Origin of the sequence: uncultured Sphingomonas sp. (genome assembly GCF_913778135.1) — a bacterium.
Taxonomy (GTDB): domain Bacteria; phylum Pseudomonadota; class Alphaproteobacteria; order Sphingomonadales; family Sphingomonadaceae; genus Sphingomonas.
Genome location: NZ_CAJYVU010000164.1, coordinates 1 through 20,964 on the forward strand (window position 1 = coordinate 1; position 20,964 = coordinate 20,964).

The 20,964-nt window shown below is 67.1% G+C and carries 25 protein-coding genes; 5 read left to right on the plus strand and 20 right to left on the minus strand.

Annotated elements, in window-relative coordinates; all coding sequences use genetic code 11:
* Window positions 1-18 precede the first annotated feature (18 nt).
* A complete protein-coding gene (gene ppk2 / locus QZ847_RS14690; RefSeq protein WP_294357860.1) occupies window positions 19-768 on the plus strand; it encodes a polyphosphate kinase 2 in 750 nt (249 codons plus the stop codon).
* 132 nt (window positions 769-900) lie between these two features.
* On the opposite strand, the gene nadA is transcribed toward ppk2, so the two are convergent.
* The 18 genes from nadA to QZ847_RS14780 form a co-directional block, all read right to left on the minus strand.
* A complete protein-coding gene (nadA, locus tag QZ847_RS14695; protein ID WP_294357800.1) occupies window positions 901-1,899 on the minus strand; it encodes a quinolinate synthase NadA in 999 nt (332 codons plus the stop codon).
* Between the two features lie 65 nt (window positions 1,900-1,964).
* Entirely contained in the window at window positions 1,965-2,660 is a 696-nt protein-coding gene (locus QZ847_RS14700) for a hypothetical protein (protein WP_294357803.1), read from the minus strand.
* The gene (locus QZ847_RS14705) at window positions 2,657-3,523 is read right to left on the minus strand and encodes an MBL fold metallo-hydrolase (protein WP_294357806.1); all 867 of its coding nucleotides are present in this window, start codon (window positions 3,521-3,523) and stop codon (window positions 2,657-2,659) included. Before QZ847_RS14705 ends, QZ847_RS14700 begins: the two co-directional genes overlap by 4 nt.
* Window positions 3,524-3,594: 71 nt before the next feature.
* Window positions 3,595-5,322, minus strand: a complete 1,728-nt coding sequence (locus QZ847_RS14710; protein ID WP_294357809.1) for a M56 family metallopeptidase — start codon at window positions 5,320-5,322, stop codon at window positions 3,595-3,597.
* Entirely contained in the window at window positions 5,319-5,687 is a 369-nt protein-coding gene (locus tag QZ847_RS14715; protein ID WP_294357812.1) for a BlaI/MecI/CopY family transcriptional regulator, read from the minus strand. The genes QZ847_RS14710 and QZ847_RS14715 overlap by 4 nt, the downstream gene beginning before the upstream one ends.
* Window positions 5,688-6,009: 322 nt before the next feature.
* Window positions 6,010-6,336, minus strand: a complete 327-nt coding sequence (grxD, locus tag QZ847_RS14720) for a Grx4 family monothiol glutaredoxin (protein ID WP_294357815.1) — start codon at window positions 6,334-6,336, stop codon at window positions 6,010-6,012.
* A 45-nt stretch (window positions 6,337-6,381) separates the two neighbouring features.
* Window positions 6,382-6,615 (minus strand): BolA/IbaG family iron-sulfur metabolism protein, encoded by a 234-nt coding sequence (locus QZ847_RS14725; RefSeq protein WP_026325827.1) that lies wholly within the window; start codon window positions 6,613-6,615, stop codon window positions 6,382-6,384.
* Window positions 6,616-6,620: 5 nt separating this feature from the next.
* A complete protein-coding gene (locus tag QZ847_RS14730; protein ID WP_093005781.1) occupies window positions 6,621-6,944 on the minus strand; it encodes a DUF1476 domain-containing protein in 324 nt (107 codons plus the stop codon).
* 87 nt (window positions 6,945-7,031) lie between these two features.
* The gene (locus QZ847_RS14735; protein WP_294357818.1) at window positions 7,032-8,033 is read right to left on the minus strand and encodes an NADPH:quinone oxidoreductase family protein; all 1,002 of its coding nucleotides are present in this window, start codon (window positions 8,031-8,033) and stop codon (window positions 7,032-7,034) included.
* Window positions 7,996-8,625 (minus strand): 3-isopropylmalate dehydratase small subunit, encoded by a 630-nt coding sequence (leuD, locus tag QZ847_RS14740; protein WP_294357821.1) that lies wholly within the window; start codon window positions 8,623-8,625, stop codon window positions 7,996-7,998. The genes QZ847_RS14735 and leuD overlap by 38 nt, the downstream gene beginning before the upstream one ends.
* 4 nt (window positions 8,626-8,629) lie before the next feature.
* Window positions 8,630-8,752, minus strand: coding sequence for a hypothetical protein (locus tag QZ847_RS14745; protein WP_294357824.1), 123 nt, complete (start codon window positions 8,750-8,752; stop codon window positions 8,630-8,632).
* 24 nt (window positions 8,753-8,776) lie between these two features.
* Window positions 8,777-10,204 carry a 3-isopropylmalate dehydratase large subunit gene (gene leuC, locus QZ847_RS14750; RefSeq protein ID WP_294357826.1) on the minus strand — a complete coding sequence of 476 codons (1,428 nt, stop codon included), beginning with the start codon at window positions 10,202-10,204 and terminating at the stop codon, window positions 8,777-8,779.
* A gap of 70 nt (window positions 10,205-10,274) precedes the next feature.
* Window positions 10,275-11,177 (minus strand): alpha/beta hydrolase, encoded by a 903-nt coding sequence (locus QZ847_RS14755; RefSeq protein WP_294357829.1) that lies wholly within the window; start codon window positions 11,175-11,177, stop codon window positions 10,275-10,277.
* Between the two features lie 16 nt (window positions 11,178-11,193).
* Complete coding sequence (locus tag QZ847_RS14760) at window positions 11,194-11,856, minus strand: 3-oxoacid CoA-transferase subunit B (RefSeq protein ID WP_294357832.1); 663 nt, start codon at window positions 11,854-11,856, stop codon at window positions 11,194-11,196.
* Window positions 11,856-12,809, minus strand: a complete 954-nt coding sequence (locus QZ847_RS14765; protein ID WP_294357833.1) for an HAD family acid phosphatase — start codon at window positions 12,807-12,809, stop codon at window positions 11,856-11,858. The genes QZ847_RS14760 and QZ847_RS14765 overlap by 1 nt, the downstream gene beginning before the upstream one ends.
* A gap of 4 nt (window positions 12,810-12,813) precedes the next feature.
* Window positions 12,814-13,542 (minus strand): CoA transferase subunit A, encoded by a 729-nt coding sequence (locus QZ847_RS14770; protein WP_093005767.1) that lies wholly within the window; start codon window positions 13,540-13,542, stop codon window positions 12,814-12,816.
* A gap of 56 nt (window positions 13,543-13,598) precedes the next feature.
* A complete protein-coding gene (locus tag QZ847_RS14775; protein WP_294357845.1) occupies window positions 13,599-14,267 on the minus strand; it encodes an HAD-IA family hydrolase in 669 nt (222 codons plus the stop codon).
* A 46-nt stretch (window positions 14,268-14,313) separates the two neighbouring features.
* On the minus strand, window positions 14,314-15,234 hold the full coding sequence (locus QZ847_RS14780; protein WP_294357847.1) for an SMP-30/gluconolactonase/LRE family protein: 921 nt from the start codon (window positions 15,232-15,234) through the stop codon (window positions 14,314-14,316).
* A gap of 93 nt (window positions 15,235-15,327) precedes the next feature.
* Between QZ847_RS14780 and QZ847_RS14785 the strand changes: the two genes are divergently transcribed.
* Window positions 15,328-16,989 carry a thiamine pyrophosphate-binding protein gene (locus tag QZ847_RS14785; RefSeq protein ID WP_294357850.1) on the plus strand — a complete coding sequence of 554 codons (1,662 nt, stop codon included), beginning with the start codon at window positions 15,328-15,330 and terminating at the stop codon, window positions 16,987-16,989.
* Between the two features lie 85 nt (window positions 16,990-17,074).
* Here the strand turns inward: QZ847_RS14785 and QZ847_RS14790 are convergent, their stop codons facing one another.
* Window positions 17,075-17,257 (minus strand): CsbD family protein, encoded by a 183-nt coding sequence (locus QZ847_RS14790; protein ID WP_294357853.1) that lies wholly within the window; start codon window positions 17,255-17,257, stop codon window positions 17,075-17,077.
* Between the two features lie 85 nt (window positions 17,258-17,342).
* The gene (thiS, locus tag QZ847_RS14795) at window positions 17,343-18,350 is read right to left on the minus strand and encodes a sulfur carrier protein ThiS (RefSeq protein WP_294190461.1); all 1,008 of its coding nucleotides are present in this window, start codon (window positions 18,348-18,350) and stop codon (window positions 17,343-17,345) included.
* A gap of 182 nt (window positions 18,351-18,532) precedes the next feature.
* On the opposite strand from thiS, the gene aroQ reads away from it, so the two are divergent.
* The 3 genes from aroQ to accC are packed head-to-tail and all read left to right on the plus strand — an operon-like array spanning window position 18,533 to window position 20,867.
* A complete protein-coding gene (aroQ, locus tag QZ847_RS14800; RefSeq protein ID WP_294357854.1) occupies window positions 18,533-18,979 on the plus strand; it encodes a type II 3-dehydroquinate dehydratase in 447 nt (148 codons plus the stop codon).
* 43 nt (window positions 18,980-19,022) lie between these two features.
* Window positions 19,023-19,508, plus strand: a complete 486-nt coding sequence (accB, locus tag QZ847_RS14805) for an acetyl-CoA carboxylase biotin carboxyl carrier protein (RefSeq protein WP_294357861.1) — start codon at window positions 19,023-19,025, stop codon at window positions 19,506-19,508.
* A 6-nt stretch (window positions 19,509-19,514) separates the two neighbouring features.
* Window positions 19,515-20,867 carry an acetyl-CoA carboxylase biotin carboxylase subunit gene (gene accC, locus QZ847_RS14810; RefSeq protein ID WP_294357858.1) on the plus strand — a complete coding sequence of 451 codons (1,353 nt, stop codon included), beginning with the start codon at window positions 19,515-19,517 and terminating at the stop codon, window positions 20,865-20,867.
* Window positions 20,868-20,964: the final 97 nt, after the last annotated feature.

Below are 20,964 nucleotides of genomic sequence, written 5' to 3' on the forward strand. Positions count from 1 at the left end.
GAAGCGAGCGGAGGACCAGTGGGTAAAGCCAAGCACGACCACAAACTGCAACTGGGACTGGTCCGGATGCAGGCGGCGATGGCGAAGAGCGGCGAGCGTGCCGTGGTCGTGCTCGAAGGGCGCGACACCGCAGGCAAGGACGGCACGATCAAGGCCATCACCAAGCATTTGTCGGTCCGCAACACGCGCGTGGTCGCGCTGCCGAAGCCCAGCGACCGCGAGCAGTCGCAATGGTATTTCCAGCGCTACGTGTCGCACCTGCCCGCGGCCGGCGAACTCGTGATCTTCAACCGCAGCTGGTACAATCGCGCGGGCGTCGAGGTGGTCAACGGCTTCTCCACCCACGCCGAGCAGGCGCAATTCCTGCGCGACGTGCCCGATTTCGAGCGCATGCTGGTCGAGAACGGGATCAAGCTGGTCAAACTGTGGCTCGATATCGACAAGGACGAGCAGGCCCGGCGGCTGGAGAAGCGGCGGACCGATCCGCTCAAGGCGTTGAAGATGTCATCGCTCGATGCGGTCGCACAGGACAAATGGGACGAATATTCTGCCGCGCGCGACACGATGCTGGAGCGAACGCATAGCGTGTGGGCGCCGTGGACGTGCGTACGCGGCGACGACAAGCCGGCGGCGCGCAAGGCGGTGATCCGCCACCTGCTCCACGCGATTGCAGACGACGACGTGGCGCATGATATTAAGCAGCCGAACGGCGACGTGCTGTTTACCTTCGAGCTGGATGCGTTGAAGGACGGGCGTCTGGCAGAATAGGATGCGCGCGCGTCAGCGGATCGGCTCGCACGCGACCCAGTCGTCGTCGCCATCAGCTTGTCCGTAGCTCCGCTCCGACATGGAGCGAAGGTTAGTTGGTAGCTGTGAACGACCGGTAAGCGTCGCTGCCGCTTAGTCGCCGGTGACGCGCACTGGACCCAGGTCGCCTAGCCCAACCGAACCGCTCGCCATCGCGAGCATTGCGTCGAGGCTCTTCTTCGCGCGGAGCCGCAGCCCTTCCTCGATCTCAATCCGGGGCGTCAGGTCGCGCAGTGCGACGTAGAGCTTCTCCATCGTGTTAAGCGCCATGTACGGGCAGATGTTGCAGTTGCAGTTGCCGTCCGCGCCCGGCGCACCGATGAAGGTCTTGTTGGGCAGCGCCTTTTCCATCTGGTGAATGATGTGCGGCTCAGTCGCGACGATCAGCGTGTCGCCCGGCATTGCCATCGCATAGTCGAGGATGCCGCGGGTCGAGCCGACGTAATCGGCGTGATCGAGGATCACCGCGGGGCACTCGGGGTGCGCCGCGACAGGCGCGCCGGGATGCTGCGCCTTGAGCTTCAACAGCTCGGTCTCACTGAACGCCTCGTGCACGATGCACACGCCCGGCCACAGGATCAGGTCGCGCCCGGTCGTGCGCGCGAGATAGCCGCCGAGATTGCGGTCGGGACCGAAGATGATCGGCTGGTCGGCCGGGATCTGGCTCAGGATCTTCTCGGCCGAACTGCTCGTCACGATGACATCGGACAAGCCTTTCACCTCGGCCGAGCAGTTGATGTAGGTGAGCGCGATCGCGTCTGGGTGTTGCGCACGAAACGCCGCGAATTGTTCGGGCGGACAGCTGTCCTCCAAGCTGCAGCCTGCGTCCATGTCGGGCAGCACCACCGTCTTCTGCGGGCTCAGGATTTTCGCGGTCTCGGCCATGAAGCGGACGCCGCAAAAGGCGATCACGTCAGCGTCGGTGTCCGCGGCCTTGCGGCTGAGGTCGAGGCTGTCACCGACGAAATCGGCCAGATCCTGTATCTCGGGTTTCTGGTAATAATGCGCGAGAATCACCGCGTTGCGCTCGCGGCGGAGGCGGTCGATTTCGGCGCGCAGATCGAGACCCGCGAGGTTGGTCGGCTGTTCCATGTGCGGCGATGTGGCCCGGCGCGCGCGCGCGATCAAGTCATTCGCGTCTTGCTAAGCCCCACCAGTCAGGCCGCGTTGCCGAGCACTTCCTCCAGGCTGCGGGTCAGATCCCATTGCGTGGTATCGCCAGACCGTGGCTCGCCCTGAAAGCGCACCTCGACGCTGACCGGCAATCCCGCGGCAGAAAGCGTGCCCGCGAACAGCCGTTCGAGCGCGACCCGGCCGTTCTCGCGCGCCTTGATCATGTTCTGCGGCTCGCGCGCTTTCGCGGCAACCACGCGCGTCGCGGTGGCCGACACGCGGCGCTGCAGCTCTGCCATTGCGTCGCGCGACACGATCATCCCGCTGGTCTGGTCGACCGTCACATTCGCCTCGTCAATGTTCGCGTGACCGACCACCACGTCGGGCACCTCGACGAGCAGGCGCCGGCGCGCCTCATCGTAGCGGAAGTCGCGTGGTGAGAGCGATTGCAGCACAACGAAGTAATCGATCTCGTACGGCGCCTTCACCACGCGGGTCGATTTCAGCCAGCCCCATAGCCGGCTGGTCGCGGCGGTCGCCTGCACAGTGCCCGACAGGCGGCTGACGCGCAGGTCGCTGCTGCCGTAGAGCCGTCCGGTGACGACGCGCGCGACGGCGAGGCCATTCTCGTCGGTCGAGACGGTGTAATCGTCGGTGTAGCGGCGATAGCCGGCCACCGCGACCAGCACGATCGCGAGAGCGACGGCGAGGCCGATCGCCGTCTTGACGATGTTGTTCATGCCGCCGCCGCGCTCCACCACTCGTCCTTTTCGCGGACCAGACCGCGCCGGTCGAGGTCGATCAGGTGCGCCAGCACCGAGCGCGCGGCGGCGCCGCGCAGCCGGTGGTCGAGCCCGACGTACATCTTCTCGACCATCGTCGGGATGGTCCGCGCCTCTTCGCCGAGCAGCCGCATGATCTGCCCCTCACGCTGCTTGCGATGCCCGAGCATGCCGCGCACCAGCCGCTGCGGCCGCTCGATCTCGAGACCGTGGCCGGGATAATAGACGCGGTCGTCGCGCGCGAGCAGCTTCTCGAGGCTGGCCATATAGTCGCCCATGTCGCCGTCGGGCGGCGAGATGACGCTGGTCGCCCATCCCATCACGTGATCGCCCGAGAAGAGCGCGTTCGTTTCCGGCAACGCGAAGGCGAGATGGTTGCTGGTGTGGCCAGGCGTGGCGATCGCCTCCAGCGTCCAGCCATCACCGCCGACCCGCTCGCCGTCCGCGAGCACGCGGTCGGGTGCGTAATCGGTATCGAACGCCGCGTCGGCACGCGGACCGTCGTCGTGTATCGCGAACGGCGCCGATCCGATGATCGGCGCGCCTGTCTCCGCCGCAAGCCGCCGCGCACCCGGACTGTGATCGCGGTGATGATGCGTGATAAGGACCGCGCGCACCGGTCGATCGCCAATCGCGCGCAGTAGCGCGGCATGGTGCGCGTCGTCCGCCGGCCCCGGATCGATCACGGCGAGATCGCGCTGGCCGACCAGATGCGTCTGCGTGCCCGTGAAGGTGTAGGCCGACGCATTCGGCGCGAGCACCCGCGTGACGAGCGGTTCGAGCTCGATCGCGAGCCCGACAGGCGGCGGCGTTGCATCCATTGCGAACGCAGATGGCGGGTCGGGCGCGACGACGCAAGCCGCCGCCCCTTCCCTGTGCCGATCGTTGCGCCTCAGTCGGCGCTTGCGAGCTGCGCCTTCACGTTGGCGAGCGCCTGGTCGACCTGACGCAGCGCCTTGGTGCGATCACTGCCGGTCAGCGCGGGGTCGCCAGCCAGACTTGCCCGCGTCATCGCGAGGCTGGACAGGGCCGAGTGCAGGGAGGAGCGCGTTTCACGCATCGCCTCCGCACGCGCGCGCATTGCCTCCGCGTGCGCTTCCGCGGCATCGCGTTGCGCTTCCATCCGCGCCTGTGCGGCTTCCTGCTGCGCCTCGGCACGAGCCTGCGCCGCCTCACGCTGAGCTTCCATCCGGGCGCGCAGACCCTCGCGGCGTGCCTCCAGCGCCTCACGCTGTGCGTCACGCGACGCCGCCAGTGCCTCGCGCCGGACGTTCGAGGCATAGCCTTCGCTACCGGTATCGCAGATGACGACCTCGTGACCACCGGCGGAGCGGGCGACGAGCGTGGCGCTGTCGGCGCATGCCGCGCGGCTGATGCTGACCGCGGCTGAGGCCGAAGGCGGCAGCGGAACGGCTGGCGGCTGCGGCGGCTGCGCGGGGCTGCCCGGCACGGGCGGGGCCGGCGGCATCGGAGGTACGGGGGTGAGCGGCACCGGATGCGCGGCGGCGTAAGCGGCCGCCTCGTCCCCCGTCAGTACGGTGGTGCGGCCATTCTCCACGATCGTCACCTTGTGCGTCGCGTGCGAGACCTGACGTGTCGAGCGTGCTTGCGTAATCGGCGCCATCACCTCGGCGAAGGTGCGATCGAGCTCGTCGAGCCGCACGCCCGTCACCTGCTCGACCCCGACGCGTACCCGCGCGGCGGCAGGCATACCCGACGCGGTGACGACGAGACCGGCGCCCGCGACCAGCGCGAGCCCCGCACCACCCGCAGCCACGCGCCGCCCCGACACGCGCGTGCGCGCCAGCATCCGCAGCCGGCCTTTCAGATCGTTGACGGTGTTGAGGTGACACGCCGGCGTCAGCGCGCGCCCGTGCGCTGCCTTGACGATCGCGCAGCCGTAGGCGTGACGCTGCGCAGCACCCGCGCGCGCGAGCACGCCGGCGTCGTTCGCCATCTCCTGATCGGCGCGAAAGGCGCGGAACGCGATCCATGCGACCGGATTGAACCAGTGCAGTGCCAGCATCCCCAGCGCGACCCAATTCGCCCACAGATCGCCCCGGCGGTGGTGACCGATTTCGTGCGCCAGCGCGAGTTCGCGCTCGTCGGCGTCGTAGCGCTCAGCGAAGTCGCGAGGGAAAGCGACAATCCGGCGGATCAACCCGAAGGCGAGCGGTCCGCTCGCGCCCGCGCTCTCGACCACCTCGACCGAGCCGACGCGCGTGATCGCCGCTGCGCCGCGCAGCACGCTGGCGCGGAAGCGGACATATTGCACCAGCTGAACGGTTAGGATCGCGAGCGCGCCCGCGCCCCAGAGCAGCGCGAACCACGGCGCCGCGCTACCCGATTGCGCCGCCGGCACCGCGACCGCGATCGTGTCGACGGGAGCGATCGGCGTCATCAGCACCGCCGCTTGCTCACCGACGCTCGCGACCGGCGCGGCACTCAGCGGGCTCCACCCGCTCGGCAGCGGCGGCAGCACCAGCCGCAACACTGGCAGCAGCCACAGCAGATAGGCCAGCTCCGCCCCGAACGCGCGGCGGACCGGCCTCCGCAGCGCGAGCACCAGCAGCATTAGCGCGGTCGATGCCGCCAGCGCCTCGATTGCGAGCGCGATCATCGTTTCAGCGCCTTCAACAGCGCCTCGATCTCGGTGATATCCTGCCGTGTCAGTTCGTCGCGCTCGGCCAAATGCGCGACCAGCGGGGTCAGCTTGCCGCCGAACAGCCGGTCGATCAGCTTTCGCGACTCGCCCGCGACGTAATCTTCGCGTGCCACGGCCGGCGAGTAGAGGTAGCGGCGTCCGTCGACCTCATGCTGCACCGCACCCTTGCCGAGCAAACGGCCGAGCAGCGTCTTCACCGTGGCGGCACTCCAGGCGCGGTTCGGATCGACCCGCTCGGTCACGTCCTGCGCGGTGAGCGGACTCTCGTCCCACAGCACCTCCATGACCGCGTGCTCGGCATCACTGATCCGCTCAGCCATCGCGCCATCCTTCTTCCGCCTACAGATGTAGTTTTGTTGCATCGACTACACCTGTTGTCAACAGCACGGATCAGGTGTCGGCAGGTTTTACAGCAAGCGGGACGGATGAAGGTGGCTTAACCATCGAGATCAGCGGAAAACATGAACTCCGCCTACTTGGCATAAAGCATGTAACTCAACCGACGCTACCGAGCGCAATGGCGCTTCAGCTGGGCGGGCCGCCGCTTTCTCGATCTCGCGGCGCCCGTCCAACCCGGTACCAAGCGCCGCATGCAAACGATGTCGGGCCGCCGCCGCAGCGACGCCCTTCAGAACCAGCGGATTACTGCGCCGCGGTCTTGCCGGCGAACAGCTCGCCCAGTTCGCCGCTCTCGTACATTTCCATCATGATGTCCGATCCGCCTACGAACTCGCCGTCGACGTACAGCTGCGGGATGGTCGGCCAGTCGGAATATGCCTTGATCCCCTGACGGATGCCCTGGTCCTGCAGCACGTCGACGCTCTCGAACTCGACGCCGAGCCGCTCCAGAATCGCGATCGCGCGGCTGGAGAAACCGCATTGCGGGAACAGCGGCGTGCCCTTCATGAACAACACCACGGGATTGTTCTTCACCACGGCATCGATGCGGGCGTTGGTGTCGTCGGTCATGGTTCTCTGAATCCTGTTCGGGCGCTGGTCGGCGCGATGCCGGCTCTACTTCGGTACGGCGGTGGTGAGCTGCAAGGCGTGGAGCACGCCGCCCATGCGCCCGCCAAGCGCCGCGTACACCGCCTGATGCTGGCGCACGCGCGGCATGCCCGCGAACGACGCGCTGGTAACGCGCGCGGACCAATGGTCCTTGTCGCCCGCCAGATCGGTCATCTCGACCTCTGCATCGGGGATGCCGGCGCGGATCAGCGCGGCGATTTCGTCGCCTTCCATCGGCATCGTGTCTACTCCGCCTTGAGGAGCTGACGACGCGCCTCGACCGTTTCCTGGGTCAGCGCCTGACGCACCTGCGCCTCGTCGACGTCGACGCCCGCCGCGGTCAGGTCACCTAACAGCTTGCGCACCACGTCCTCGTCGCCCGCTTCCTCGAAATCGGCCTGCACGACCGACTTGGCGTAGGCGTCGGTTTCCTCGGGCGTCAGCTTCATCAGCGCGGCGGCCCATTGCCCGACCAGGCGATTGCGGCGGGCGGTGACGCGGAACGCCATCTCCTCGTCGCGCGCGAACTTGCTCTCGAACGCGCGCTCGCGATCGTCGAAGGTGGTCATGGCAGCTCCCGTTGCTCGTTGCCGTCGGGATAGAGTGCGGCGGCGATGCGTGCAACGGGGCTGCCAACACGCCGAAAGACGAAGGCGTCAGTCGGCGACGCGGACGACCAGCTTTCCGATCGCTTGCCGTGCCGCCATCTTGGCGATCGCGTCGCCGCCCTGCTCGAGGGGAAACACCTCCGTCACGCGCGGGGCGATGCGGCCGTCCTTCCACAGGTCGAACAGCTGCTGAATGTTGGCACGGTTTGCCTCTGGATCGCGTGCGGCGAATGCGCCCCAGAACACGCCGCAGACATCGCAGCTCTTCAACAGCGTCAGGTTGAGCGGCAGCTTGGGGATGCCGGCGGGGAAGCCGATGACGAGGTAGCGCCCTTCCCAGCCGATCGAGCGCAGCGCGGGTTCGGCGTAGTCGCCGCCGACCGCGTCGTAGATCAGTTGGAAGCCGGCCTTGCCCGCCTTCTCCTTGAACTGCTCGGCCAGCGCCTTCGACTCGTCCTTGCCGAACGGTCCACGGCCGTAGACAATCACGTCGTCCGCGCCGGCGTCACGTACCGCCTGCGCCTTTTCCTCGCTCGACACCGCGCCGATCACGCGCGCGCCGAACGCCTTGCCGAGTTCCACCGCGGCGAGCCCGACCCCGCCCGCGGCGCCGAGCACGAGCAGGTTGTCGCCTGCCTTGATATGTCCGCGATCGACGAGTGCGTGGATCGTCGTGCCATAGGTCAGCAGCAGCGCGGCCGCTTCCTCGAAGCTGCGCTCCTCAGGCACCGGATAGAGCGCGCTTTCGACGAACAGCGCCTTCTCGCTCAGCCCGCCCATGCTGGTATTGCCCATCACGCGGTCGCCGACCTTGAAGCGGGTCACGCCCGCGCCGACCTGCTCGACCACACCCGACACCTCGCCGCCCGGCGCGAATGGGCGCGGTGGGCGCATCTGGTACTTGTCCTCGATGACGAGCACGTCGGGAAAGTTGATCGCGCACGCCTTGATGGCGACGACCACCTGCCCATCAACCACCGCGGGATCGGGCAGTTGGCCGATCTCCAGAGTTTCAGGTCCGCCCGGCGCCCTCGACAGCAATGCCCGCATTTCCGCTCCTATCCTTAATCCAGGGGCGATGCCGATGCATTGCCTCCTCGAATTTCGAAATCGCGGTATCCTTTGCCAGCGTCAGACCGACCTCGTCCAGCCCTTCCATCAGGCAGCGACGACGAAACGGATCGAGCGTGAACGGGAAGCGGTCCTGGTACGGCGTCGTAACCGTCATCGTCTCCAGATCGACAGTAATTTCTCCATCCTGCGCGACCGCGATCAGCCGGTCGATCGCGTCTTGCGGCAGCACAACGGTGACGATGCCGTTCTTGAACGCATTGCCCGAGAAGATGTCGGAGAAACTCGGCGCGATGACCGCGCGCACGCCCATGTCGGCGAGCGCCCAGGCGGCGTGTTCGCGGCTCGACCCACAGCCGAAATTGTCGCCCGCGATCAGGATCGGGCTGCCGGCATAGCGCGGATCATCGAAAATGTTGTCGGGTTGCGCGCGCACGACCTCAAAGGCGCCGCGCCCCAGCCCCGAGCGCTTGATCGTCTTGAGCCAGTGCGCGGGAATGATGACGTCGGTGTCGACGTTCTTCTGCCCCCAGGGATAGGCCGTCCCCGCGACGCGCGTCACCGGCTCCATCGCGTCAGCGCGCCGATTTGACGGCACGCGGCGTGTTCGCGCCCGCATTCACTTTGCCGACCGCGGCATAGGCCGCGACGCCGCTGACCGCCGCACCTGCGACGAGAAGTGCCAGAACGATCTTCATGGTTGTTGCCCCTGTTGTCGTTGTTCAGATCAGGTCGCGTACGTCGGTCAACCGGCCGCTGACCGCCGCCGCCGCCGCCATCGCGGGGCTTAGCAGATGCGTGCGCGCACCGGGACCCTGCCGCCCGACGAAATTTCTGTTCGAGGTGGAGGCGCAGCGCTCACCCGCAGGCACCTTGTCCGGGTTCATCGCCAGGCACATCGAGCAGCCAGGCTCGCGCCACTCGAACCCGGCTTCTGTGAAGACGCGGTCGAGCCCCTCGGCCTCCGCCTGACGCTTGACGAGGCCCGAGCCCGGCACGACCATCGCGCGTACGCCAGCGGCGACGCGACGCCCGCTCGCCACTTGCGCGGCGGCGCGCAGATCCTCGATCCGGCTGTTGGTGCAGCTGCCGATGAAGACGTGCTGGACCGCCACGTCCTGCATCCGCGTGCCCGGCGTCAGCCCCATATAGTCGAGCGACTTGCGCGCCGCCGCCTGCTTCGACGGATCGGCGAAGCTCTCGGGCTCGGGCACGACGCCGGTGATTGCGACCACATCCTCCGGGCTGGTGCCCCAGGTGAGCACGGGTGCGATGTCGCTGGCGGACAAAGTGACGTTACGATCGTAGCGCGCGCCTGCGTCGCTCGGCAGCGTGCGCCACCATTCGACCGCGCGGTCCCAATCGGTGCCCGTCGGCGCCATCGGGCGGCCTTTCAGATAGGCGAAGGTCGTCTCGTCGGGCGCGATCATGCCGGCGCGGGCGCCGCCCTCGATGCTCATGTTGGCGATCGTCAGCCGTCCCTCGACTGACAGGTTGCGGATTACCTCGCCAGTGAACTCGATCACGTAGCCGGTGCCGCCCGCCGCGCCGATGCGACCGATGATCGACAGCACCACGTCCTTCGCCGACACGCCGAAGCCGAGCGTGCCGTCGACGCGCACCTCCATCGTCTTTGACGGCGACAGGATCAGCGTCTGCGTCGCGAGCACGTGCTCGACCTCGCTGGTGCCGATGCCGAACGCGAGCGCGCCGAGTGCACCATGCGCCGAGGTGTGGCTGTCACCGCAGACGACCGTGGTGCCGGGTAGCGTGAAGCCCTGCTCTGGCCCGACGACGTGGACGATCCCCTGCTCTGCCGCGAGCGCGTCGATATAGGGGACGCCGAACTCGGCGACGTTGCGGCGCAGTGCGTCGAGCTGCTCGGCGCTGTCACGATCGGCGATCGGCAACTCGCGTCCGGACGCGTCGACGCGCGCGGTGGTCGGCAGATTGTGGTCGGGGACCGCGAGCGTCAGATCGGGGCGACGGACGCGGCGACCATTGCTGCGAAGCCCCTCGAACGCCTGCGGGCTTGTGACTTCGTGGACGAGGTGGCGATCGATGTAGAGGAGGCAGGAACCATCGTCGCGAGGCTCCACGACGTGAGCGTCCCAGACCTTTTCGTACAATGTGCGCGGTTGGTGTGACATCGCTCGCGCCTTAACCAAGAAGCGCCCTGCGCGAAAGGAAACAATGCAGAAGTCGCCAGTAACGTTTCTTTTATTTCATTCGATCATCACCGCGCATCGCGTCGTTGATGAATGCGACGCTCTCATCCAGCACCGGCGCCATTCTGCGGAACGGCACTGACAGCGCCATGACGACATTCTCGTGGGTCAGTTTGTCGTGCTCGACCAGCTTCGCACGGTCACCCGCTGCCTTGACGCGCTCGAACAGGTGATAGGCATTGTACGGTCGCACCTGCGTGTCACGGCTGCTGGTGACGAGGAGCAGCGGAGGGGCGTCGGCGCGCGCGAAGGTGACCGGCTGCGTCGTCATCGGATCGGCGACGCCCAGCATCGCCTCGCGCGAGCGGGGCTTGTCGAAGGGGTAGAAGTCGTACGGCCCGCTCAGGCCCACCGCTGCCTTGACGATGTGCGGGTCAACGCCTTCCGCGCGCAGCCAGCGCTGGTCTAGTGCGAGCATGACGGCGTTGTACGCGCCGGCCGAGTGACCTGCGAGCGCGACGCGGGTCGGGTCGCCGCCGTAATCGGCGACGTGATCGCGCACCCAGTGCACCGCCGCCGCGCCGTCCTGCACGAAGGCGGGGAAGCGCACCTGCGGCACCTTGCGGTAATCGGGCACGACAACGACGAACCCGGCACGGGCGAATGCGCGCGCGGCAAAGGCGTAACTGCGGCGGTCTCCGTTGGCCCAGCCGCCACCGTAGATGAAGACGAGCACCGGCAGCTTGTCCGCGGCGGGCTCGGTCGGGCGCCACACGTCGAGCGTCTGCCCGTTGCTGCCGAACGGTACCGCGTCACTGACCAGTCCGACGCCGCGTCCGCCACCCATCGTCCAGTCAAGCCAGCTCAACACGCGCGGCGCAGGCACGAACAGGTAGATCGCGCCCGCGGACAGCAGCAGCGCGGCGAGCGCGCCTGCCAGCCAACGCCAGATCATTGAGGCGCGAGCTCGATCAGGAAATGTAGCTCGCCGTCGTCTTCGCCGCGACCTCGTCCGCGGTGATGCCCGGTGCCAGTTCGACCAGCCGGAACGGCGACTGGTGATCCGGACGCTGGAACACCGCCAGTTCGGTCACGATCATGTCGACGACGTTCTTGCCCGTCAGCGGCAGCGAGCACGCCGGGATGAACTTCGGGCTGCCGTCCTTCGAGGTGTGCTCCATCACGACGATGATCTTCTTGACGCCCGCAACGAGGTCCATCGCGCCGCCCATGCCCTTGATCATCTTGCCCGGGATCATCCAGTTGGCGATGTCGCCGTTCTCCGCAACCTCCATCGCGCCGAGCACCGTCAAGTCGATGTGCCCGCCGCGGATCATCGCGAAGCTCTGCTCCGAGCCGAAATAGGCCGATTGCGGCAGCTCGCTGATCGTCTGCTTGCCCGCGTTGATGAGGTCCGCATCCTCTTCGCCCTCGTAGGGGAACGGGCCGATGCCGAGCATCCCGTTCTCCGACTGGAGCGTCACGGTCATGCCGTCGGGAATGTTGTTCGCGACCAATGTCGGGATGCCGATGCCGAGGTTGACGTAGAAGCCGTCCTGCAGCTCCTTCGCCGCGCGCGCGGCCATGCCGTTACGGTCCCAGCCCCCTCCACTTGCCCTCGTCGCTTCTGCCATCACTTCACTCCTTCGGGCGTCTGGCTCCAGCGGCGGTCCGCGGGAAAGGTATCGTCCCAGCCCGAGCCGAGGCCGGTGCCGTAGACGGGGTTGGGCAGGATGAACCATCCCGCGCCCCAGCGCGCGACGAGGCGGCTGGTGCTGGGCAGCAGGCGCCGCCCCGAGGCGGGGGCCGGTCCTGGCGGGTTGAAGAAATCGGCGAAGTCGCCGAGTTGGTCACCCATCTGCGCCAGCACGCAGTATCGCTCGGCAATCGCCTGTCGGCGGCCGTCCTTGCCCGACTTGCCGTCTGCGTCGCCCTTCAACCAGAGCGTCGTGCCGTGCTCGAACGTGCCGAGCCCTGCGCCCGCGAGCGCGCGTGCGGTATCGGCGGCGTTGGCGGCATTGCGGTTGGTGTTGATGACGACCGCGACGCCCGCCGCGCGCAGTTGCCGGAACGCCGCCACCGCGCCGGGTACCGCGACGACCTTGTCCGCGCCGCCGCGTTCCCACGCATCCCAGCGTTTGGCATCATATGCCTGCCCGGTTTGCGCGTCATTGTATTCGTAGCCGAGGTTCAGGACCGTCGTCTCGTCCATGTCGAGCACGACGGCGGGCGGCAGCGCGCCGCACGATGTCGGCTGCGGTACCGCGGCGGTCGATCCGGCCGCCAGCACCGCCGAGGCACTCGCCGGCCAGCGCGGCAGCGTGCCCGCCGCGCGCTGGTGCGGCAGGCGCCCGCGCGCGTCGCGAGTGCGATCGAGCAGCGCGCGGACGTAGCCGAGCATGCCGTTATACGCCTGCTCGCTCAACGCATCCGCCTCGGCCGAGCCATAGAGGTATGCCATGCCGGGCGGCGGCGCCGATGGGATCATCGGCGGCATGCCGGGTAAAGGCACGTCTATGCGTTGCTGCGTCGCGCATCCCGCGAGCGCGGTCGCCGCCGCCATCAACACGATCAGCGCGCGGGCCATCGCCTCAGACCTCCGACCCTGCCGCGCTCGCTTGCGCGCGTGGCCGGGTCAGGCGGAACTCGATCTTCTTGTCGTAGGGCGCACCGACGATCATCCGCTTCACGTAGATACCCGGCAGGTGGATGTGATCGGGGTCTAGCGTCCCGACCGGCACGACTTCCTCGACCTCGGCGACGCAGACGCGCCCCGCGGTCGCCATCGGCTGGTTGAAGTTGCGCGCGGTCTTGCGGAAGATGAGGTTGCCGCTCTCGTCCGCCTTCCAGCCCTTGATGATCGAGATGTCGGCGCGGATGCCGCGTTCAAGGATGTAATCCTCTCCGTCGAACGACTTCACTTCCTTGCCCTCGGCCACCAGCGTGCCGACGCCGGTCTTGGTGTAGAAGCCGGGGATGCCCGCGCCGCCCGCGCGGCAGCGTTCGGCGAGCGTTCCCTGCGGGCAGAACTCGACCTCGAGTTCGCCCGACAGATACTGGCGCTCGAACTCCTTGTTCTCGCCGACGTAGCTCGAGATCATTTTCTTGACCTGTCGCGTGCGCAGCAGCTTGCCGAGCCCCTCGCCGTCGATCCCGGCGTTGTTGCTGGCGATCGTCAGGTCGCGCGTGCCTGCGTCGCGGATCGCGTCGATCAGCCGTTCGGGCACGCCGCACAGGCCGAAGCCGCCGGCGCAGATCGTCATGCCGTCGAACAGCAGACCGTCGAGCGCCGCCGCCGCATCCGGGTAAAGCTTCTTCATCACAGCCTCTCTCTCGTCTGGCCGCTTACCGATCCGCGGGCGAGCCGGTCAACACGTCAGAACGACCCCGGCATGACGCCTAGCGCGTGCGCCAGATCGTCGAGCGCCTGGCCCTCGCCCTCAACCTTGATTGCCGCCATCCCCATCGCCGCGGCGGGTTTGCAGTTGATGCCGAGGTCGTCGAGGTAGACGCACTGGTCCGCCGCTTTACCGAGCGTATCGAGCATCATGCGGTAGATCTTCGGATCGGGCTTGCGCAGCCCCACCTTGCTCGACTCGATGACGTGGTCGAAACGTTCGAGTACGTCCGCGACAAGCGCAGCTTTCTCCGCGTTCCGCGACATCCCAGCGCCCTCGCCCGCGGGCACGTTGTTGGTGATGCAGCCGAGGTGATAGCCGTTATGCTTCAGCCAATCGAGCGCGTGGACCATCCGCGGCCGGATGTCGCCCGCGAGCAGCGCCAGCACGTCGTCGCCGCGCAATTCGTGTCCCAGCACGCGCGCTTCCTCGGCAAAGGCGGCGTCAAAGCCAGCCGCGTCGATCTCCGCGCGCTCGAACCGCGCCCAAGCGTTGCTGTCGGGATCGATCGCGTTGATGCGACGGATCAGGTTCTCCGGCAGCCCGCGCTCGCGCTCCATCCGCGCAAAGGCCTCAAAGGGCGACGACGTGATGACGCCGCCGAAGTCGAAGATCACCGTGTCGCGCACCTGCCCTGCCCCCATCATTATTCGCAGCGCTCATCGCCGGTCACGCAGCGCTTGTCCACGCGGGTCAGTGCTGCAGCTTCAATCCAGGCCGCGCCCAGCGCGTCTTCACCAGCCGTCCGGTACCCGACAGCGTCAGGTAGGCGTCCATCATGTCGTCACCGCCGAATGCGATGTTGGTGGTGAAGACGTCATCGGTGGCGACGAACTCGACCAGTTCGCCGGCGGGCGAGACGACGCTGATGCCGCACTCGCCGATCGTTGCGACGCAGATGTTGCCCGACGCCTCGATCCCCAGCGAATCGAAGAACTTGTACCCGGCCGGGCGGTACAGCGGGATGCCGGGACCGCCCGGTCCTGCGTCGGGCGCGACCTTACCGGGCGCGGTCACGCTGAACTTCATCAAACGACAGGTGTAGGTTTCCGCCGCGTAGAGCGTTTGGCCGTCGGGCGACAGGCCGATGCCGTTTGGGTTCATTGACGGAAAGATCACCTCCTTAATGAAGCTGCCGTTCGCTTTCGCGTAGAAGATGCCGACGACGTCGTGGCAGCGGTTGGCATAGTCGATCTTGCCGTGATCGGTGAACCAGAAGCCGCCATGCGCATCGAACACGATGTCGTTGGGGCCACGCAGGGTGACGCCGTGATCGCCCGATCGATACAGCACCTCGACGCGGCCGGTCGCGGGATCAATCCGCTCGATCCGCCCGCCCGAATAATCCGCCGCGATGCCGTGGGGCGCGAGCATCCCGTTACTCTCGACATAACGGAACCCGCCATTGTTGCAGCAGTAGAGCATGCCGTCGGGGCCGAGTGCCAGGCCGTTGGGGCCGCCGCCTGGTGTCGCCACCACTTCCTTGCGACCGTCAGACGTAACGCGCGTGATGCGGCCGGCTTCGATCTCTACCAGAATGATGCTGCCGTCGGGCATGACGACCGGACCCTCGGGAAAGCGCAATCCATCCGCCACCAGCTCGAACGCCGCCATGATCCTCTCCTCTTTATGCCGCGGAGGATCGAACAGGCCGCGGCCGAGCGCAAGCGCTTGCCGCTTCGACGCGCGGCAGGCTAGGCAGCCAACATGCAGAGCAACAAGACCGAGACCATCAGGACTGGCGGACGCATCCTCGTTGACCAGCTGGTTGCACAAGGCTGCGAGCGGATTTTCACCGTGCCGGGCGAAAGTTTCCTCGCAGTGCTCGACGCGCTGGTGGATGTGCCCTCAATCCAGACGGTGGTCTGCCGGCAGGAAGGCGGCGTCGCGTTCATGGCGTGCGCCGAGGGCGCGCTGACGCATCGCCCCGGCATCGCCTTCGTGACCCGCGGACCGGGCGCAACCAACGCCAGTATCGGTGTTCACGTCGCCCGGCAGGATTCACAGCCGATGATCCTGTTCGTCGGCGACGTCGACCGCGGCACACGCGACCGCGAGGCATTTCAGGAGATCAATTTCGAGTCGATGTTCGCGCCGGTCGCCAAATGGGCGGCGCGCATCGACGACGCGCGTCGCATCCCCGAGTACGTCGCGCGCGCCTATTCGGTGGCGATGAACGGACGTCCCGGCCCGGTCGTGCTCGCGCTGCCGGAGGACATGCTGCTCGACCAGGTCGAGGCGATCGATCGGCCGCGGGTCGAGCGCGCGGCGCAGGCGCCCGACGCTGGCGTCATGGCGCAACTCGCCGACCTGCTCGCCACCGCCGAGCGGCCGGTGGCGGTAGTCGGCGGCGCGGGCTGGGACGAGCGCGCGGCCGAGGACATCGCCGCCTGGGCGGACCGCACCGGCGTGCCATTAGTCGCTGCGTTCCGCCGGCAGGACGCGGTGCCGAACGACTGCCCGGCCTATGCGGGCAATCTCGGCTACGGTCCCAACCCCAAGCTGGTCGCGCGGGTAAAGGACGCCGACCTGCTGCTGGTCGTCGGTCCGCGTCTGGGCGAGGCGACGACCGACGGCTACACGCTCATCACGCCCGAGCATCCGGGGCAGCGGCTGGTCCACGTCCATCCCGATGCGAACGAGCTCGGCATGACCTATCGCACCGACCTCACGATCTGCGCCGGCATGGCCGAGTTCGCCGAGGCACTGCTGACGATCGATGGTCCAGCCCATCCGGCGGCGACGGAGGCACGCGCGGACTATGAGGCATGGACGACGCCCACGCCACGCGACGGCATTGCACTCGACCTCGGCCCATGCGTCGCGGTAATGCGCGAGGCTCTGCCCGCCGACACGATCATCTGCAACGGCGCGGGCAATTTCTCGGGTTGGTGGCATCGGTATTGGCGCTACGCCGGGCCTGGCACGCAGCTCGCCCCCACCAGTGGAGCGATGGGCTACGGTGTGCCCGCGGCAGTCGCGGCGAGCCTGCGCCGACCCGGCCGCACGGTGGTTGCGGTTGCGGGCGACGGCGATTTCCTGATGAACGGGCAGGAACTGGCGACAGCGGTGCAACACGATGCGTCGCTGCTGGTCATCGTCGTCGACAACAGCGCGTATGGCACGATCCGCATGCATCAGGAGCGTGAGTTCCCGCGCCGCGTGTCGGCGACGCGTCTCCACAACCCCGATTTCGCCGCGCTCGCACGCGCTTATGGCTGCTGGGCGGAAACGGTAGAGAAGACCACTGATTTCGCGCCCGCGCTCGACCGCGCGATGGCGCAGGGTGGCGTGCGGCTGCTGCACCTGAAGACCGACGTGGAGGTCATTACCGCTGCCACGACACTCGAGGCGATCCGCAATCGCTGATGCAGGAACGTTAACGCACTCAGGCAAACAAAAGGGCCGCTCCGCGAGGCGGAACGGCCCTTGTTGGCAGTAAAGCCGGTCGAGATCAGATGTTGTCGCCGAGCGCGCCCTTGACGCTGCCCTTCATCTGCTCACCCTTGCCCTTCGCCTGCTGCGCTTCGCCTTCGGCCTTCAGGCTGGCGTCGTTGTTGTGCTCGCCAATCGCTTCCTTGGCCTTGCCAATCGCTTCGTTGACGCCGCCCTTGATTTTGTCGGTCAGTTCACCCATCGCGATTACTCCTTCGTTTCAGGCTGATTGAACCCGGTGGCGAAGAAACGAGGACGCCCGCGGGTTGTTCCGCGCCCGATCTGATTCAGATCAAGCCGGCGAGCGGGCTCGACGGGTCGGCGTAGCGGCGCTGTCCCATGCGCCCGGCGCGGTAGCTCATCCGCCCCGCCTCGACCGCCGACTTCATTGCCGCCGCCATGAGGATGGGGTCTTTCGCCTCGGCGATCGCGGTGTTCATGAGGATACCGTCGCAGCCGAGTTCCATCGCTATTGCCGCGTCGGAGGCACAACCGACGCCCGCATCGACCAGCACCGGCACCTTGGCCCCCTCGACGATCAGGCGGATCGTGACGCGGTTCTGGATGCCCAGCCCCGACCCGATCGGCGCGCCGAGCGGCATGATCGCGACCGCGCCCGCTTCCTCCAGCTGTTTCGCCGCGATCGGATCGTCGACGCAGTAGACCATCGGCTTGAAACCTTCGCGCACCAGCACCTCGGTCGCCTTCAACGTCTCGCGCATGTCGGGGTAGAGCGTGCGCGCCTCGCCCAACACCTCGAGCTTGACGAGGTCCCAACCGCCCGCCTCGCGCGCGAGCCTCAGCGTGCGGATCGCGTCGTCGGCGGTGAAGCAGCCGGCGGTGTTGGGCAGATAGGTGACGCGTTTGGGATCGATGAAGTCGGTCAGCATCGGCGCTTTCGGATCGCTGACGTTGACGCGGCGAACCGCGACGGTGACGATCTCCGCCCCCGACGCCTCCAGCGCGGCGGCGTTCTGCGCGAAGTCCTTGTACTTGCCCGTGCCGACGATCAGGCGCGAGCGGAACGTCTTGCCGGCGACGGTCCAGCTATCGTCCGACATCGGACGCGCGTGGTCGCCACCACCAACGAAGTGAACGATCTCCAGCTCGTCGCCGTCCTCGACGCAGACTTGCGCAAGCGTCGAGCGCGGCACGATCTCCAGGTTGCGCTCCACCGCCACTTTCTCGGGCACCAGCCCCAGCTGCTCGGCGAGGTCAGCGATCGTCAGCCCCGCCTTGACGCGCTTGTGCTCGCCGTTGACGACAATCGAGACGGTTCCGTCGGAATGGGGCATGGTGGTCGCTTCGAGGGCGCGCGCCCCCGTCCATTGCGGGTTGCGTGATCGCCAGCCCCGTGCCTCGTCTTCCCGGCGGAACGAAGCGCGGCCCTTCGACAAGCGAGGGGCGAGCGGGCTAGAGAGGTGACGAACCGCCACCTAGTCCCGGCGCTGCCGGTGTTCAAGAAAGCCGCTCGCCGATGCCTGCACCCGATAACCAGACCGTGTTCGTCCTGAACGGACCCAACCTCAACCTGCTCGGCACGCGCGAGCCGGAGATCTACGGCCACGATACGCTCGACGACATCGCGGGGCGACTGGAGGACCGCGCGCGCGACCTGGGGCTCACGATTGACATGCGCCAGTCGAACCACGAGGGGCATCTGGTCGACTGGCTGCACGAGGCGCAGGCGTATGACGCACGCGCGGTTATCCTGAACGCCGGCGCCTTCACCCACACCTCGATCGCGCTGCACGACGCGATCAAGGCGATCCGCACGCCGGTGATCGAGGTGCACCTGTCCAATCCGCACGCGCGCGAGGAATTCCGCCACACCTCATTCGTCGGTCGTGCCGCACGCGGAACCATTGCGGGATTCGGCGCGCTATCCTACGCCCTCGCGCTTGAAGCGGCGGCACAGTTCTGACACAGCGCGCGCCCTTGAAGGGGAATCAAGGCTGATGGCCGACATGAACGAAGCAAATGGTGGTGGCGCGATGCAGGTCGACGTGAACCTCGTGCGCCAGCTTGCCGAGCTGCTCGACACCACGCAGCTGACCGAGATCGAGGTCGAGGACGGCGATCGCAAGATCCGCGTCGCGCGCAAGGCAGCCCAAGTCGCCGCCGCGCCGATGCATTACGCCACCGCGCCCGCACCGGCGGCCGCCCCCGCCGCCGTCGCGCCGCAGGTCGACAATGCCGGGCCGTCGGCGCCGAGTGACGCAAATGCGGTTCGCTCGCCGATGGTCGGCACCGTCTATCTCGCCGCCGAGCCTGGCGCGAAGCCGTTCGCCAGCGTCGGGCAGAGCGTCGCCGCGGGCGACACGTTGCTGATCGTCGAGGCGATGAAGGTGATGAACCCGATCACCGCGCCCTCGGCTGGTACGGTCAAGGCGGTGCTGGTCGAGAACGGCCAGCCCGTCGAATTCGACCAGCCGCTCGTCGTGGTCGAGTAAAGCTCTGTGCCGCAGATCAAGAAGCTGCTGATCGCCAATCGTGGCGAGATTGCGCTGCGCATCCACCGTGCCTGCCACGAAATGGGGATCAAGACGGTCGCGGTGCATTCCACCGCCGACGCCGACGCGATGCACGTGCGGCTCGCCGACGAGGCGATCTGCATCGGCCCGCCGTCCGCGGCCGAGAGCTATCTCAACATCCCCAACATCATCTCGGCCGCCGAAATCTCGGGCGCCGACGCGATCCATCCGGGCTACGGCTTCCTCAGTGAGAACGCCAAGTTCGCCGAGATCGTCGAGCTGCATAACCTGATCTTCGTAGGCCCCAAGCCCGAGCACATCCGCACGATGGGCGACAAGATCGAGGCGAAGCGGACCGCGGGTGCGCTCGGCCTGCCGCTCGTACCGGGCTCGGACGGCGCGGTCAGCGACGTGGACGAGGCGAAGGTTATCGCCGACCGCGCGGGATATCCGGTCATCATCAAAGCCGCATCGGGCGGTGGTGGTCGTGGCATGAAGGTCTGCACCTCGCCCGACCAGCTCGAAACGCTGATGGCGCAGGCCGGCAGCGAGGCGAAGGCCGCGTTCGGCGACGCGACTGTCTATATCGAGAAGTATCTTGGCAACCCGCGCCACATCGAGTTTCAGATCTTCGGCGACGGCAAGGGCAATGCGATCCACCTGGGCGAGCGCGACTGCTCGCTCCAGCGTCGGCACCAGAAGGTGCTGGAGGAGGCCCCCTCCCCAGTCATCACGCCCGAGGAGCGCGCGCGGATGGGCGGCATCTGTGCCCGCGCAATGGCCGACATGGGCTATCGCGGTGCTGGGACGATCGAGTTCCTGTGGGAGAACGGCGAGTTCTACTTCATCGAGATGAACACCCGTTTGCAGGTGGAGCATCCGGTGACGGAGGCGATCACCGGGCTCGATCTGGTGCGCGAGCAGATCCGAATCGCCGAGGGTGAGCCGCTGACGCTCCGGCAGGAAGACGTCGTCTTCCGCGGCCATGCGATCGAGTGCCGCATCAACGCCGAGGACCCGCGCACCTTCGCGCCCTCCCCCGGCCTCGTGAAGCAATATCACGCGCCCGGCGGCATGCACGTCCGCGTCGATTCAGGGCTCTACGCCGGCTACAAGGTGCCGCCCTATTACGACAGCATGATCGCCAAGCTGATCGTCTACGGCACCACGCGCCAAGGCGCGCTGCGCCGATTGCGCCGTGCGCTGGAAGAATTCGTGATTGAAGGAATGAAGACCACCATCCCGCTCCATCAGGCATTGCTCGACGATCCCGAGTTCCAGACCGGCGATTATACGATCAAGTGGCTTGAGGACTGGCTGGCGCGGCAAGACGACTAACCTGCATCAACGAGAAAGAATATCGCCGGGGCAAGTCACTGAGCTTGCCCCGGCTTTTTCTTGTTCTGATCGCCGCGACCAGTCGTGCACTAGACCC